At 42.9% G+C, this 13,744-nt stretch carries 9 protein-coding genes; 2 read left to right on the forward strand and 7 right to left on the reverse strand.

Features of this window, described 5'->3' with window-relative positions:
- Positions 1-119: 119 nt before the first annotated feature.
- The gene (locus tag AC59IL_RS07740; protein ID WP_496551530.1) at positions 120-1,646 is read right to left on the reverse strand and encodes an RICIN domain-containing protein; all 1,527 of its coding nucleotides are present in this window, start codon (positions 1,644-1,646) and stop codon (positions 120-122) included.
- Between the two features lie 348 nt (positions 1,647-1,994).
- Here AC59IL_RS07740 and AC59IL_RS07745 point away from each other — a divergent pair, with 348 nt between their 5' ends.
- Complete coding sequence (locus tag AC59IL_RS07745; RefSeq protein ID WP_496551531.1) at positions 1,995-2,567, forward strand: hypothetical protein; 573 nt, start codon at positions 1,995-1,997, stop codon at positions 2,565-2,567.
- 225 nt (positions 2,568-2,792) lie between these two features.
- A complete protein-coding gene (locus AC59IL_RS07750; protein WP_496551532.1) occupies positions 2,793-4,289 on the forward strand; it encodes a GH3 family acyl-acid amido synthetase in 1,497 nt (498 codons plus the stop codon).
- A 73-nt stretch (positions 4,290-4,362) separates the two neighbouring features.
- On the opposite strand, the gene AC59IL_RS07755 is transcribed toward AC59IL_RS07750, so the two are convergent.
- The 6 genes from AC59IL_RS07755 to AC59IL_RS07780 all read right to left on the reverse strand — a co-directional run bounded on the left by AC59IL_RS07755 (position 4,363) and on the right by AC59IL_RS07780 (position 13,658).
- Positions 4,363-5,523: a glycoside hydrolase family 76 protein gene (locus AC59IL_RS07755; RefSeq protein ID WP_496551533.1), complete on the reverse strand. Its 1,161-nt coding sequence runs from the start codon at positions 5,521-5,523 to the stop codon at positions 4,363-4,365.
- 117 nt (positions 5,524-5,640) lie between these two features.
- Positions 5,641-6,756 carry a SusE domain-containing protein gene (locus AC59IL_RS07760; RefSeq protein ID WP_496551534.1) on the reverse strand — a complete coding sequence of 372 codons (1,116 nt, stop codon included), beginning with the start codon at positions 6,754-6,756 and terminating at the stop codon, positions 5,641-5,643.
- 17 nt (positions 6,757-6,773) lie between these two features.
- On the reverse strand, positions 6,774-8,381 hold the full coding sequence (locus tag AC59IL_RS07765) for a RagB/SusD family nutrient uptake outer membrane protein (RefSeq protein WP_496551535.1): 1,608 nt from the start codon (positions 8,379-8,381) through the stop codon (positions 6,774-6,776).
- Between the two features lie 25 nt (positions 8,382-8,406).
- Positions 8,407-11,799 carry a TonB-dependent receptor gene (locus AC59IL_RS07770; RefSeq protein WP_496551536.1) on the reverse strand — a complete coding sequence of 1,131 codons (3,393 nt, stop codon included), beginning with the start codon at positions 11,797-11,799 and terminating at the stop codon, positions 8,407-8,409.
- Positions 11,800-11,811: 12 nt separating this feature from the next.
- Positions 11,812-12,993 (reverse strand): FecR family protein, encoded by a 1,182-nt coding sequence (locus tag AC59IL_RS07775; protein WP_496551537.1) that lies wholly within the window; start codon positions 12,991-12,993, stop codon positions 11,812-11,814.
- A 116-nt stretch (positions 12,994-13,109) separates the two neighbouring features.
- On the reverse strand, positions 13,110-13,658 hold the full coding sequence (locus tag AC59IL_RS07780; protein WP_496551538.1) for an RNA polymerase sigma factor: 549 nt from the start codon (positions 13,656-13,658) through the stop codon (positions 13,110-13,112).
- Positions 13,659-13,744 lie beyond the last annotated feature (86 nt).

Consider the following 13,744-nt stretch of genomic DNA (forward strand, 5'->3'; position numbering starts at 1 on the left):
CGATCCCCATCAAAAAAAAAACGAATTAATGACCCGGTCATTAATTCGTTCATGAAATGTCGCCTGTTAAATGGCTTTAATATGTAAACATCTCCTTATAATGGCATTTTTTGATTCAACTATGGAGCTATAAGACGCTTTGAAATCCGCTTATTATTTTGTGACAGCGTTAGTACGTACACCCCGGTAGCCAGATTTTTACTGTTTAAAAGAACCGAATGATTGCCCCTTTGCAAATGGCTGTTCAGCAGTACAGATACCGGTCGCCCTGTCATGTCGTAAAGTGTAAGGCTAACAGGTCCATCCTGGTCAATGTAAATATTTATTACGCCTGCGCCTGTTAAAGGGTTTTGAAATGCAATTGTTTCTTTTTTGATATCAGGCAATACGTTGGTTTCGGATTGGGCTATACGTGCACTACTGATACTTTCGAGTTGGAATTGCTGGTTTTCGCCACCATTCCAGGTAGCCTGATCAACGGTTGCACCATCGTTTGTAGAGCTGCCGGTTACTTCTACCACCTTGCCGCTGTTTCTGTTTACAATGCGATAATACCCTTCGCCGTTGCTGACCAGTTGCCATTCATCATTCGTAGCGCTGCCACCGTAAGTATATTGAATAATGGCTGCCCCATCACTGGTTGAAGCATTTTGAACAACCATATCTTTACTGCTGTTGCGATTGATGATCCTGTAATAGCCGCTGCCAATGCTGCTCAGCTGCCATTCATCGTTGGTAGCGCTGCCGCCATAAGTATATTGAATAACTGCTGCACTATTGCTTGTTGAAGCATTTTGTACCACCAGGGCTTTGCCGCTGTGTCGGGGAGTTAACCTGTAAAATCCCGAAATATCACTGCCTCCTGTACCTGCATCTGACGGACATTGCGACGCACTGCTTTCTGATATGCAAAAATCGGCAAAGCGAACCTGTTCATCGCGCAGGCCCGTGCTGTTTTTGGAACGGTACACGCCCCATTTGGGATGGTTGCGTGATGCGCCGGTTCGCCAAAGATCGATGCCGCTGGTTTTGCTATAGCTGAGAAGGGTAGCGCCATCGCTTATTCTTTTCAAAGTGATCTCGAAAGAGCCGTTATCACTGCTTACATATTTTATATAGCCTTCTACCCAGGTACCTTTAAACGGCGCCAGGTCAACCGACACGAGTCGTCCAAGATCAACCGAGCCAGCTTCATCGCCCCCGTCGTGTATCACTTCGAGGATACTGGCCCTGGGTGTAATGGTAATCAAAGGAGAGCCGGTATCGTCACCGCCTACAGCCTTGATCTGGAAGATGTGGCAGAAAGAAGATCCGCCGATAAAATTGGCGTCGAGCTTAAATTTCCATCTGAAATAGCCTGTTTCTCCCTGTGCCTGCTCTTCTGCGCTGCCTCCTCCTTTGATTTCCATGCGAACGCGATCAAGATTGATACATCGATCGTTGTCGTCAACGATATGGCTATGGAATACAAATACATTCTTTCCCAAATCCGAATCGAAGGCCTGGGTAACATGCGGTCCGAAAGAGGTATGTACGCAATCGGGATTTTCATTGCCGAAGCCGGCCGCTGAAATGACCGGGTAGGCACTGCCCGAACTGGCTGTGGCTGTTAATGTGGATTGTGCATGAAGATAAAAGGACAGCATGCTAAACAGAAGCAGCAGGCACCCTCTTTTTAATAGCGGGAAAAATATTTTTGAGATCCTGTAACAAAGGCATTTGCAATCGAAATTGTTCATTTGATAATATTTAATGATTAGGAAATAAGGAATAATGAAGCAAACCGTGTTGTACTTTGGAATGGTAAGACCGTGCAGATGAGTAGTGCCTGGCAATCGTTTATTGTGATACTAACTAACGAATAAATTTGTAACGAATAGGGGTATATGTTGGCTTTTTATTCAATTCAGTTAGCGAAAACAAACCCCGCGAAACAAAGCGCAGTAAGCGTTAAAAAAGTGGAATAACATTGAACTGTAGTCGTTATCTTTAGATTGCAATTGCCCCTGTGTATAAATGCTGAAATATTAAAGTACTTTTTAATTTCACATCAACTTATGAAAAGTCTGACTAAAGTATATTCGTTACCAGTAATCATTGTATTAGTAATTATTAATGCATGTAGTCCGGGTATGATTGCTCTTAAAGGAAATTATGGAACCAGCCCTTTGGAAATCACCTCAAATAAATCAATCGATACTCTTTGGTTAAAGGTGACACAATTGTTTGCAGAAAAGGGTTTGGTTATTGACAAGGTCGATAAAAAGAAAGGGCTCATTGTTTCAAAGAAAACCTCGTTTATTCCTGCTTATACATTCGAAGATAAAAATGGTCAATTGAATGAAACTGATGCCTGGGTGGTTTTGAAAAAAGTAGATGAAAAGGGATGGAATCCGAAAACAATTTACGGTCAGTGGAGCATTCAGATAACAGAAACAGGAACGGGCACAACAACAATAAAAATTGATCCTGTTGTAATTTGCACCTATTACACAAACACGTTCACAAAAGTTGAAGTTCATGGCCAATCTACAGGGAAGCTGGAGCAACTTATTAAGGGTTCCTGACTATCATTATCCCAACATCTTCCACTGACTTTTCTTTCCAAAATTTGCATCCGGTTGCCTCAATATTAATATATACAATACCGTTTATTCGATAATTAATTAATTTGTTTCATCCTGAGCGCTTTGAGTTTCTTACATTTGAAGGTTTTTTATGGGGGAATCTGCTGATGTGGGATGCAGGCTCACCTTTGTCAAAAGCGTTTTTTACTTATAAATACGGTACCATTGCAATTATTAGACTCCCTTCTTGCGTCATTTGTTAGTATAAAGTATAAGCGGATTGCCGGTATGCTTGCCGACCCTATTGCCTGTCAGACCAGGTTAATGCATTCTTTTGTTGAACAGGCGCAACATACTGTTTTTGGGAAAGACCATGGCTTTGATAAAATAAGAACCTATGAAGATTTTAAAGAACGGGTACCCCTGCGAAATTATGAGCAGTTGCTGCCGTATATAGAAAGAATAAAATCAGGTGAAAGTGATGTTTTGTGGAAAGGCAGGCCGGCATTCTTTGGTAAAACTTCCGGCACCACCAGTAAAACGAAATTTATTCCGGTCACCAAAGATTCGCTTAAAAACCATATAGGTGGGGGGCAATATTCCCCCTTACAATATTCCCATCGAAATAAAAAAGTTGCCTTTCTGAAAGGTAAATCATTGTTTTTTTCTGATGGTCATTTTTTTGAAGATATCAATGGCATCAAAGCAGCTCCCATTTCTACTATTGGAAACAGTTGTGTTCCGTGGTGGTATAAATGGTTGCGATTGCCTTCTGATGAAATTAATGCTATTCCCGATTATAAAGAAAGGATTGAGGCAATGATTGAGCTTGCGGAAGTCAATGATATCCGCATCATTGTGGCCATGCCGGTGTGGTTGTTGGTATTTCTCAGAGCAATAAAAGAAAAAACAGGAAAGGAATTCAAACAATTATTTCCGAATTTTCAATTGCTCATACTAAGCGGCATGGATTATGAACCCTTTTTGCCGGAAATAAAGAAATACATCAATATGCCGTTTGATGCATTCGAAACGTATCCGTCTACTGAAGGACTGCTGGCTTACCAGGACCGTTTGGAAGAAAGAGGGATGCAATTGATTCTGGATAATGGAATATTTTTTGAATTTGTAGAGGTAGATACTTTATTCAAAGAAAATGTAAAAAGAGTTTCTTTGAAAGATGTGCAGCCCGGCATTAACTATGCCCTGGTACTAAATACCAATGCAGGCCTTTGGGGATATATCAATGGCGACACGGTACGATTTAAAACAGTTTTTCCGCACCGTATTGAAATCACAGGAAGAATTGCCCAATACATTTCTGCATTTGGAGAGCATGTAACCGTGGAGGAAACCGAAAAGTCGATCGCTGAAACAGCAATGGAATGCAGCGCTACTATAGTTGAATATACGGTTGCTCCCAACATAAAAGACGATGGCACGCTGCCTTTTCACGAATGGTTTATTGAGTTTGGCCAGGCGCCGGATAATATACAGGATTTTGCAGAACGCCTCGACAAAAAGATCTGCACCCGTAATTTTTCCTATAAAGATGTGGTAACACATAAAGCTATTGAACCGTTAAAAATAACAGTAGTGCCGAAAGGCGGATTTGAAACATTTTTAAAGATATCCGGCAAAACCGGCCTGCAGCAGAAAGTACCTCATGCAAGAAATGATTATCAGTTTGCCGGCCAGTTAAAAAAAGCATTGTCGATTTAATCGCTAAAGAATCAAAAATAAAACAGCCTTCAGGTTATTAAATCTGAAGGCTGTTTTGCTTAGGAGAAATATACTATTCCAGATATCCTTCCTGTTTAAGTAAGGCCAGGGATTCTATCAACATACAGGCGCTTAACTGTGTGCGTAAGGCTGCTTTTCCCTCTGTTGGTGCCTGCCACCAATGATAGCCGAATAAAATAACCGGGCTTTTAACACAACCTGTTGTCCATAATATCTGCGCACTGTTCTTTAAAAAATAAACATATCTTTTTCTGTTTGTTTCCGGCAGGTCTTTATGCCTGATCAACAGGGTAAGATAGCGTACAAAAATTCCTTTAAAAAGATTTACATCATGATCTTGTTGCTCTGCCCAGTCGCTCAGCACTTTGTTGTTCGAATTGATCAGCGTGCTGGTTGTCCAGTCGGCTGTTTTGATGGCGTCGTTTAAATAAACTTTATTACCCGTAATCTTGTAATACTCCAACGCTGCTCCCATGTAAGTTCCGGCATTGTATGTCCAATCACCTCTGGTATCGCTGAAATTATCATACACCCGGCCCGATTGCTGTACAACACGATGCTCCTTCATCCAGTTATAAATTTTATCGAGCCATTGCAAATTGTTCAGTCCGTTTATCACTTCCGTTTCGCCATATTTTTGCCATCTGCGTGCTGCTATGATAGCCGCAGGGCCATTGGAAGGAACGCCCTTGCTTCGTCCTTCGGTAGTATTTTCATGATTCCAGGGTATTCCGCCTCCATCGTCTTCATTCCAGCCGGTAACGATCCATTGCCATAATTCCTTTGCGGAAGCCTCAAAGCGCGCATCTCCCGTAGCTTCAAATGCACGCAGGTGCGCCATGCCATGCCAACCCATATCGTCGTAATAATTATTATAGAAGCTGCCGCCGTTCTTGGCTTTTACCCCTTCGTAAAAATCGTAAATACGGTCTTTATAGAAGTTGCTTTTTGTTCGTATATAAGCATCTGTAAGAACATCCAACCCGTGGGCTTCGGGCCAGTAATCGAATTGGTTAACGGTGCCAAAATTGTCGTTGTTAAAATGATGTTTGGTCGAATTCCAGTACACATTAATGAAGCTGGTGCTGCTGCTGTCTGCAGCAGAGGACCAATCGATATTGTATTTTGTACTTCTGTCGATATATACGTCATTTATTTTGCCGCACGCGTAAAGCATAAACGCAACGTTGGCAATTAATACGATTTTCTGCATTTGCAAATTTTTATGTTGAATACCTGACCATGATACTATATAGCGTTTCGACTACGCTCAACGCTTCGATTCTTCGATCCTTTCCCGCACTTGCGGGACTCAGGACGCTCAGGGCGCTCAGTACACCACTTCATGGCTATAGTTTTGCGCTTCGGCGCTGAACGAAACGACGATACTGCATTTAGTCACCGATTTGTTCGGGAACTTGAAACTATAATCCCATTGATTTTTGTCGGCGGGATAGAAATACAAATAAAAAAATGATCCTGTTGTAGCGGTCGGTGGCTGGTTGTCTTTATTAACGCTGCCTATTTTTTGTTCTGCTCCTGCAATGGTCATCCAGAAGAAATACCTGTCGTCGCTCCAGTTTGTTGTAAAGTCGGGAACAATGTCATTCACTCGCCATACACCTTTGCCCTGGTAGGTAAGTGTTTCCCGCTTTTGGGGTGTACACATGAAAAAGTCAAGGTTCGTGATTTCCGATATAGTAACCGATGTCGTACTAAAGTCGAGGTGAATTTTATATATACCATCTTTGGCCACCGTGGCGCCATCTGCCGATTCCCTGAATGTGGTACCATCTGTGGTGAATGTTCGGGATACATTCGTTTTCGAATCGACAAAAGAATATTTTTTACCGGCCAGCAGCCTGGTATAAATTTCGAACTCGCTGCCGCCGGCAAGCGCTTTAACGGTCAATGCCTGAGCCAGAGCGGCGCCGCCTTCCGTTCCTTCACCTGTCAGGAACAGCGCATCGGGTGCATCGATACCATTTGTTCTGGTGATGTTAAGGGTACGAACTTCTTTTGAAACCACCCTTGTCAATCCCCTTGAAGAGGCTACCGTCCATTTCAGTGTTCCTTCTGCAGCAGCAGCTATACCTGCCAGTTTCCCTATTTTGTTCAACACCTTATGGGTAATACTCGATCCTGTACTGGTACCATTGTTATCGGCCGGAACAACGAATACAGGATTGGAGAAATCGCCATTGGCCTTATCAAACAGAACATCATAATAAACCACGCCATTGTCTTCGGCTACCGCCTTTTCCCACTCGAAGTATAAAGTTGACGAGCCGGAAGATTGCAGAATAATATTGCGTGCGTTGTCGGGTGAATACAATGTATTTACTTCCGTTACCTTAACTTCTTTGAATTTGTTGTCCTTGGAACATCCCGCAAGGGCTGCAAACGCTGTGAGAAAGAGAGCTATTGATAATTTATTTTTTTTCATGTTGTGCTGATTAATATTTAATAACCTGGGTTTTGGGTCAGATTCGTATTAAGCAATCGTTCTGCTCTTGGAATTGCCCACAGGTAGTCACGGTTACGGTTAAAGTTTCCTGAAGGGATCTTAATATAATCATAACTGCCACTGCTTTTATCGAATTTAGCTCCATGCCGTTCCTGTGTCAATAGGGTTTCGGCTGTTTTCCAGCGGCGAATGTCAAATATGCGCAATCCTTCCAATGCCAGTTCCACGCGCCGCTCATTACGGATCACTTCGCGCAATGCATCCTGGTCATTGCCGGGAAGGTCCATCGCTTCGGCCGTGTTATCGAACCCGGCCCTTTGTCTTAGTTTTTTTATGGTTTGATCCCAAACGGTAATGTTCATTTCATTCAATTCGTTTTTTGCCTCGGCATACATCAGCAATACATCGGCAAAACGGATCAAAGGCAGGTTCAGACTCGACTCCCAACCACCACCTGTATACGATGATGGGTCAGGGTCACAGAGTTTTCGATAGTAATATCCTGTTGGTGTTTGCGCAGTTCCCGCTCCCGTGTACTTATCCGATATTTTATTGGCAGGGGTAGTGCCATCGGGGTGTATGACAATAGTATATGCGTTACCTGATCTGTCGATCCACGTAGAGCCGTCGTAGGCAATGGTTGCACCCATACGTGGATCGCGGCCTGTATAATCCGGATCAGTGGTCGTCCACTTATGGCCATTTTTCATCAGGTAACTATTCACCAGTTCCTGCGTTGGCCCTGCCAAACACAAGCGTGCATTGGCACTCATCGGCGCATAGTCGACCAGGTTTCCCCAGGTTCTGTTTACAGGCACATACTGCAGACTTAAAATGATTTCAGGGTTATATTCATTTTTCACCCAGAACAATTGCTCATAGTTGGGAAACAGACTGTAAGTGCCATAAGCGGTACTATTGATCAGTTTATTGCAATATTCTGCCACTTTAGCCCAGTTGCTTTCATACAAATACGCGCGTGCGTTCAACGCAATGGCGGCGCCACTGGTAATTCTTCCATTATCTGCCGCTGCATAGTCTTCGCGTTTTGGTAAAACAGCGGCCGCTTCATCCAGCTCCTGATGTATCCACGCCATGATCTCAGCATGAGACTTACGGAAAACCGTTTTCGATTCATTCAGTGTGATGTCCTGTGTGAAATGAGGAACATCTCCAAACCAGGTGGTCAGTTCCAGAAAAAGCCATGCACGGATAAACCGTATTTCGGCTTTTCTTTTATTCCTCAGTTCCCCGCTCATGGTGGTTACCCTGTCGACATTAGCTAAAAATGTATGACAGGTTTTTATACCGCCATAACAGGCCTGCCATTCGCCGGCAAAGCGTGCGTTCGAAGCATCTGCCAGCCCCAGGGCGATGACCTTTTCGTTGGTAGTGCCATAACCATTGTAAACATTATCGCTCAATATTTCATTTAACATGAAATAATCGCTTGTAAACATTTGCCGGTAGGCCATGTTTAAAACCGAGTTGGCTTTATCTTCTGTGGTCCAGTAGGTTTCGTCGGTGAACTTATTGGTAGGAATTACATCCAGTTTAACACACCCTGAAAGCAACAATCCCATCAACAGTATTTTTATTTTCATAATTCCTGATTTGTATTGATGTGCTTTAAAATTCAACATGTAAACCTCCTCCTATATATTTAAGCAATGGATAATTGCGGGCACTGTTTGCTCCGCTGGCATTCATGTTGTTTCCAAACTCGGTCGACTCGGGGTCAACAAAATGAATGTTACTGAACGTAAGGAGGTTTTGCCCGTTCACAAAAACATTTAGTTTATTTACCCCAAACTTTGTTGTCAGTGCTTTGGGAAGTGTATAGCCAATCTGAATATTCTTCAATCGCACATATGATGCGTTAAATATGTTAAAGTCACTGCCCTTACCGTAATTGTTGATGGTAGAAGCTGTACCCGGGGCAGTTAATCTTGGCCATCGTGCACCCGGATTGGCAGGCGTCCAGTAATCGAGCTGGTGTTCGAACATCACGAATGAATAACCGCCATGGAAAGGTTCTATGGTTTCTCCTCTCAGTGCCATATCGCGTTTTCCAACGCCCTGCCACAGCATGTTCAGCTCAATCCCTTTCCATTGTAATACATAATTAAACCCGAAGGTTAGCCGCGGAAACGCATGACCAAGCACGTAACGGTCATTATCGTCGATAATACCATCGCCGTTGCGATCTTTATATTTTACGTCACCCGGTTTGGGAGAAAACCCAATGGGAAGTGCGGAGTTTTTAACATCTTCCTGGTTTTGGAACAGGCCATCTGTTTTATAGCCGTAATAACTGTACAAAGGCAATCCTACACGAATGATACGTTCAATTTCATCTGATTGGCTGATCTGTTCATATCCTTCGAATTTTGTAACCTCATTCCATGAATCGCCTATGTTGAACCCGAACGAATGATTGAACTCGTTATGACGCAGATAATAGTTTATGCTGAGCTCCCATCCCTGGTTCTTCATTTCGCCTAAGTTTGCCTTAGGCACTGCCCCGCCAAGTACCATCGGTGTTTGCGGCGTTAACAAAATACCTTTCGTTATTTTATGGAAGTAGTCGAAACCGGCTCTCAGGCTTCCTTTCAGAAAAGTGGCATCTGCACCAATATTAAAGGATGTGGTGGTTTCCCATTTCAGTTCAGGATTACCGAATGTATAACCCGTTCCGGGCACCGAAACATTGTTAAAGCCGTATTGATTGACATAGATATCGTAGGTGGTAAAGGTTTGATAATCGTCTATATTCTGATTACCCAGTTTGCCATAACTACCTCTTATCTTCAGATCGCCAATGTTGCTTTTCCAGAAATCAAAAAATGGCTCTTCGGTAATGCGCCATCCAAGCGATACGGAAGGGAAAAATCCCCACCGGTTTTCCTTTGCGAATTTTGAAGATCCATCGTAACGGAAGCTTCCTTCTGCATAATACTTATTGGCAAAAGAATAGCCCAACCTTCCGAAATAAGAATAAATGCTTCTTTCCGTAGTGCCTCCAACGGTATTATAGCTGCCTTCATCTATAATAGTGCCTTCGATAGGAATGCCTAAAACCGGATCAACATATTTCTTTCTGATTTCCTGACGTTTTTGCCTGTACGATTCGTTCGAAAAGCCTGCCAGTGCAGAAATAGTATGCACATTTGCAAAGGTTTTGTTATACTCAAGCATTGCCTGTACATTCAGCAGTGTTGAATTACCGCTGTAATCTTCTATATGGTAATCTTTTGAGGAGTTTATATTAACCGGTGTTTCGCCTCCTGATAAGCTGTAAACAGGCCAGTAAAACCTTCTGATCAACCGGTTTTCGGGGCGAACATCCAAACCTATCAAACCTTTTGCTTTTAATCCATCCATCAACCTGAGCTCGCCGTTCAGGCTTCCCTGAAAATTATCATTAGTTGTTTTTATGTAACCTCCATGCTCCAACGCGGCTAAGGGATTTCCACCGGTAAGCACATCATTATTATAATAACGGCCATCTTTGTCTTTTAAAATATACGTGTTGTATACCGGCAAACGCGATGCATCGGCTATCAGGAACCCTTCATCGCCCTGGTAAGCAGTTCCTTCAGTTCTGTTATACCAAAGGATGGCGGCCAGTTTTAACCTGCCAACCTGGGTAGTAACATTCGAGCGCAGGTTATAACGTTTCAACCCATAATCCGGACCCTTAAAATTGCTTTCCTGGTTGTAATAACCCGAGGAGATCATATAATTGGTATTCGTTGATCCTCCCTGTATGCTCAGGTCATAATTTTGTTGAAGGGCGTTTTTTAAAATTCCTTTCAGGAAATACTCGCTGTCGCCGGTGGCAAATTGCCGTATTTGTTCCGATGAATAAATCGGGTCGGCGCCTGAATTGATATAGGAATCATTACGAAGCAGCGCATTCTGGTATCCTTTTAACGGCTTAACCAATATCTCCGGGTTTTGTGAGCCAACAAGGCCAATGAACCTGACAACGGGTTTCATTCCCGGTTTTCCTTTTTTAGTAGATATCAGTATAACTCCATTGGCTGAACGCGATCCGTAAATGGCTGCACTGCCGGCGTCTTTTAATATGGAAATCTCCTCAATATCATTGGGGTTCAGGTTATTCATATCGCCAATATCATTGCTGATGACCCCATCGATTACAAGTAATGGTGAGTTATTTCCAAAAGTGCTGATCCCCCGCAGGTTGATGTTCATCGAGTTGTTATTGGGGTTCATATTGCGCTGCTGTATAACCAAACTGGGCGACAGCCCCTGAAGCGCCTGCATAACATTGCCTACAGGCCGCCCTTCAATTTGCTCAGGCTTTACCTGGTCTACGGCGCCAACCAGATCCCCTTTTCGTTTCGTTCCGTATCCGATTACCACCACCTCATTCAGGTTGACCGGGGTTTTGCGCAGTGTAACGTTCAGGATGGTTTGTCCGGTCAATGTAACGGTCTTTGACTCATATCCGATAGAACTGAAAGTTAGTCTTGTTACATCATCCGAAACCTGCAGGCTAAAAGTTCCGTTGGCAGCTGTAATTGTTCCTCTGTTATTATTAGCCTGTACGTTTACTCCTTCCAGCGCATTTCCCTGCTCGTCGGTAACCTTTCCGCTAATTACTTTTTGTTGTACCGCGATAGCAGAAGCGCTTTGTTCAGACGAAGTAGAAGTAGCCGGTTTAATTACAATGTTATTTTTCTCAAGCTGCCAGGTATATGAAGTTTGCTTCAGGCAAAACGCAAGTACGTCTGTAACCGGTGTGTTGTTAAAATTTACAGTCAGCGGTTTTATTTTTTCAAGCACCTCGCTTTCGCATAATACCGCTATTCCGGCCTGCTTCCTGATTTCGAGAAAAATGCGCTCGATGGAAATATTACTGCCTTTGAGAGTTATACCCTGCGCGAAGCCGTTTGCATTTACCTGCAACATAGCGGATAAAAAAATTAACAATAGCAGTTTCTTAAGCAGCTTCATTTTGGGCACTGACTCAAAACATAAATTTAAAGTCATAGATATGGTTTGTTATTTTTTCACATGGATCTTTTTTCCTTCTATATTGAAATGAACCCGCCCGGTAGCCTGCAGCATGTTCAGCACATCGCTTACCCGTGAAAATCTGGATATAGTGCCCCAAAAACGGGTTTCGGGAACCTGCCCTTCATACACTACCTCCACATCATACCAGCGTGCTATTTTATCCATTACTTCATTGATCGGTTCTCTGTTAAACATAAAATAGCCTTCTTTCCATGCTACAGCATAACTGGTTTCCACATCGCTCACATCTGCTATTTCCTTTGTATTTACCACTGCCTGTTGTCCGGGTTTTAGCAGTACCTGCGATTGACCCTTCGTAATTTGTACGCTGCCCTTTAAAAGTGTAGTCGTTTCCCGGGCATCATCCTGGTAGGCGCTCACGTTAAAACTTGTTCCAAGCACACGTATGGCGGCGCCCTTTGAAGTTTCAATGATGAAAGGGTTCTTTGTATCGTGTTTTACCTCAAAATAAGCCTCGCCCAAAAGCCTTACCTTTCTTTCGCCGGGTTTAAAAACTGTTGGGAAGTACAAGCGGGTTGATGCATTCAACCATACATGCGAGCCATCGGGCAACGCTACCTGGTATTGTCCGCCTTTAGGTGTTTCGAGTATATTTATTTCGCCGGGATCGTTTAGTGTTTTTGCATCTGCTTTTGAAATCAGCAGGCCGTTTTTTTTCTCAAAACCGGTGGTCTTATCGTTGATAACAATATTACCGTTAGTCACTTCCTCAAGCAGAACAGATTTACCTCCCGGCAATTTCAGTATGGCCTGGTTCTTACCCGGAACAATAGCAAGAGGTGCATGACCCGTTACCGTTTGGTTGTTCTTAAAATGGCTTCTGTAAAGAAAAAAGGTCACTAACATGGCTGCTGCCACGAAAATGGCGGCAACTTTCAGGTAAAAGAAAGCAGGGGTGCGTTTAACCGGCATCCTGTGAACAGTATACGAACCTAACCGGTTTTCAATACCTTCTTCTATACGTTGCAGTACTTCTTTGTCAACTATTTGTACGGCGTTGAAAACCTGCTCATACCGGTCCAGCGCTGCTGCCGCCTCCTCTTCAGGCAGTTCCTGCAGCCAGGCAAGAAAGTCGGCTAATTCTGAAGGTGAGTGTGTATGCTGTGCTACTTTCTGAAGAAAGTCATCGAATTGCTTTGGGTCCATATTATCCTTAAGACACACATGGCCGGTAAAAGGACCCCTCCGGAAAAAAATAATTAAAATTTTCCTGAGAATGAATCAAAGCCGGGTTGTTAGGAAGGTGATTGCAGGCAGGATGCTTACTTAAAATATTTTATACCCTCATATTTTCTCATGATAGCTAAACCCTGGTAAAGTAGTTTCTTCACTACGTTTTTCGAAATGCCCACTTTGGAGGCTATCTCGTCAAGGCTGAGCTCTTCGCGTGTACTCATTTCAACGATGAGCTTTCTTTTAGGCGATAGTTTAGAAAGGGCTTCTTCTCCAAAACGCATTTTTTCTTTAAGCGTTAATTGTTTTTCAGGAGTATCGGGATCAATTTCGTTGTATGTTTTGTTATTAACGAGGTTGCGTTCGTTTTTCTGTTTTCTTAATTCATTCAGAAACCTGTTCTTTGCAGCCCTGAATAAATAGGATTTAACCTGTTTTATGTTTGTAACATTTGCCCGGTTATCCCAAAGTTTAATAAATATTTCCTGTACAATATCTTCACACAATGCTTCATCATTACATAAACTTTTAATAAACAGATACAGCTCAGGAGTGTAGCGCTGATAAAATTCACGGAAGGCGTGCCGGTCATCTTCACTGATGCGTTTCAGTAAGTCAATATCAGATGTCCCCTTCATATTGGGCAAGATTTAGATGTAACCTATCAATCGTTAATGATGCAAATACGCTGAATTCAAAAGTATAATAAATATTTATTTTAGCA

The sequence above is a fragment of the Niastella sp. sgz303648 genome, assembly GCF_059587045.1.

Bases quoted from the DNA above. Each gene is read 5' to 3' on its own strand.
- AC59IL_RS07765 (WP_496551535.1), bottom strand. From the start codon at position 8,381: ATGAAAATAAAAATACTGTTGATGGGATTGTTGCTTTCAGGGTGTGTT.
- AC59IL_RS07770 (WP_496551536.1), bottom strand. From the start codon at position 11,799: ATGACTTTAAATTTATGTTTTGAGTCAGTGCCCAAAATGAAGCTGCTT.
- AC59IL_RS07760 (WP_496551534.1), bottom strand. From the start codon at position 6,756: ATGAAAAAAAATAAATTATCAATAGCTCTCTTTCTCACAGCGTTTGCA.
- AC59IL_RS07740 (WP_496551530.1), bottom strand. From the start codon at position 1,646: ATGCTGTCCTTTTATCTTCATGCACAATCCACATTAACAGCCACAGCC.
- AC59IL_RS07775 (WP_496551537.1), bottom strand. From the start codon at position 12,993: ATGGACCCAAAGCAATTCGATGACTTTCTTCAGAAAGTAGCACAGCAT.
- AC59IL_RS07780 (WP_496551538.1), bottom strand. From the start codon at position 13,658: ATGAAGGGGACATCTGATATTGACTTACTGAAACGCATCAGTGAAGAT.
- AC59IL_RS07755 (WP_496551533.1), bottom strand. From the start codon at position 5,523: ATGCAGAAAATCGTATTAATTGCCAACGTTGCGTTTATGCTTTACGCG.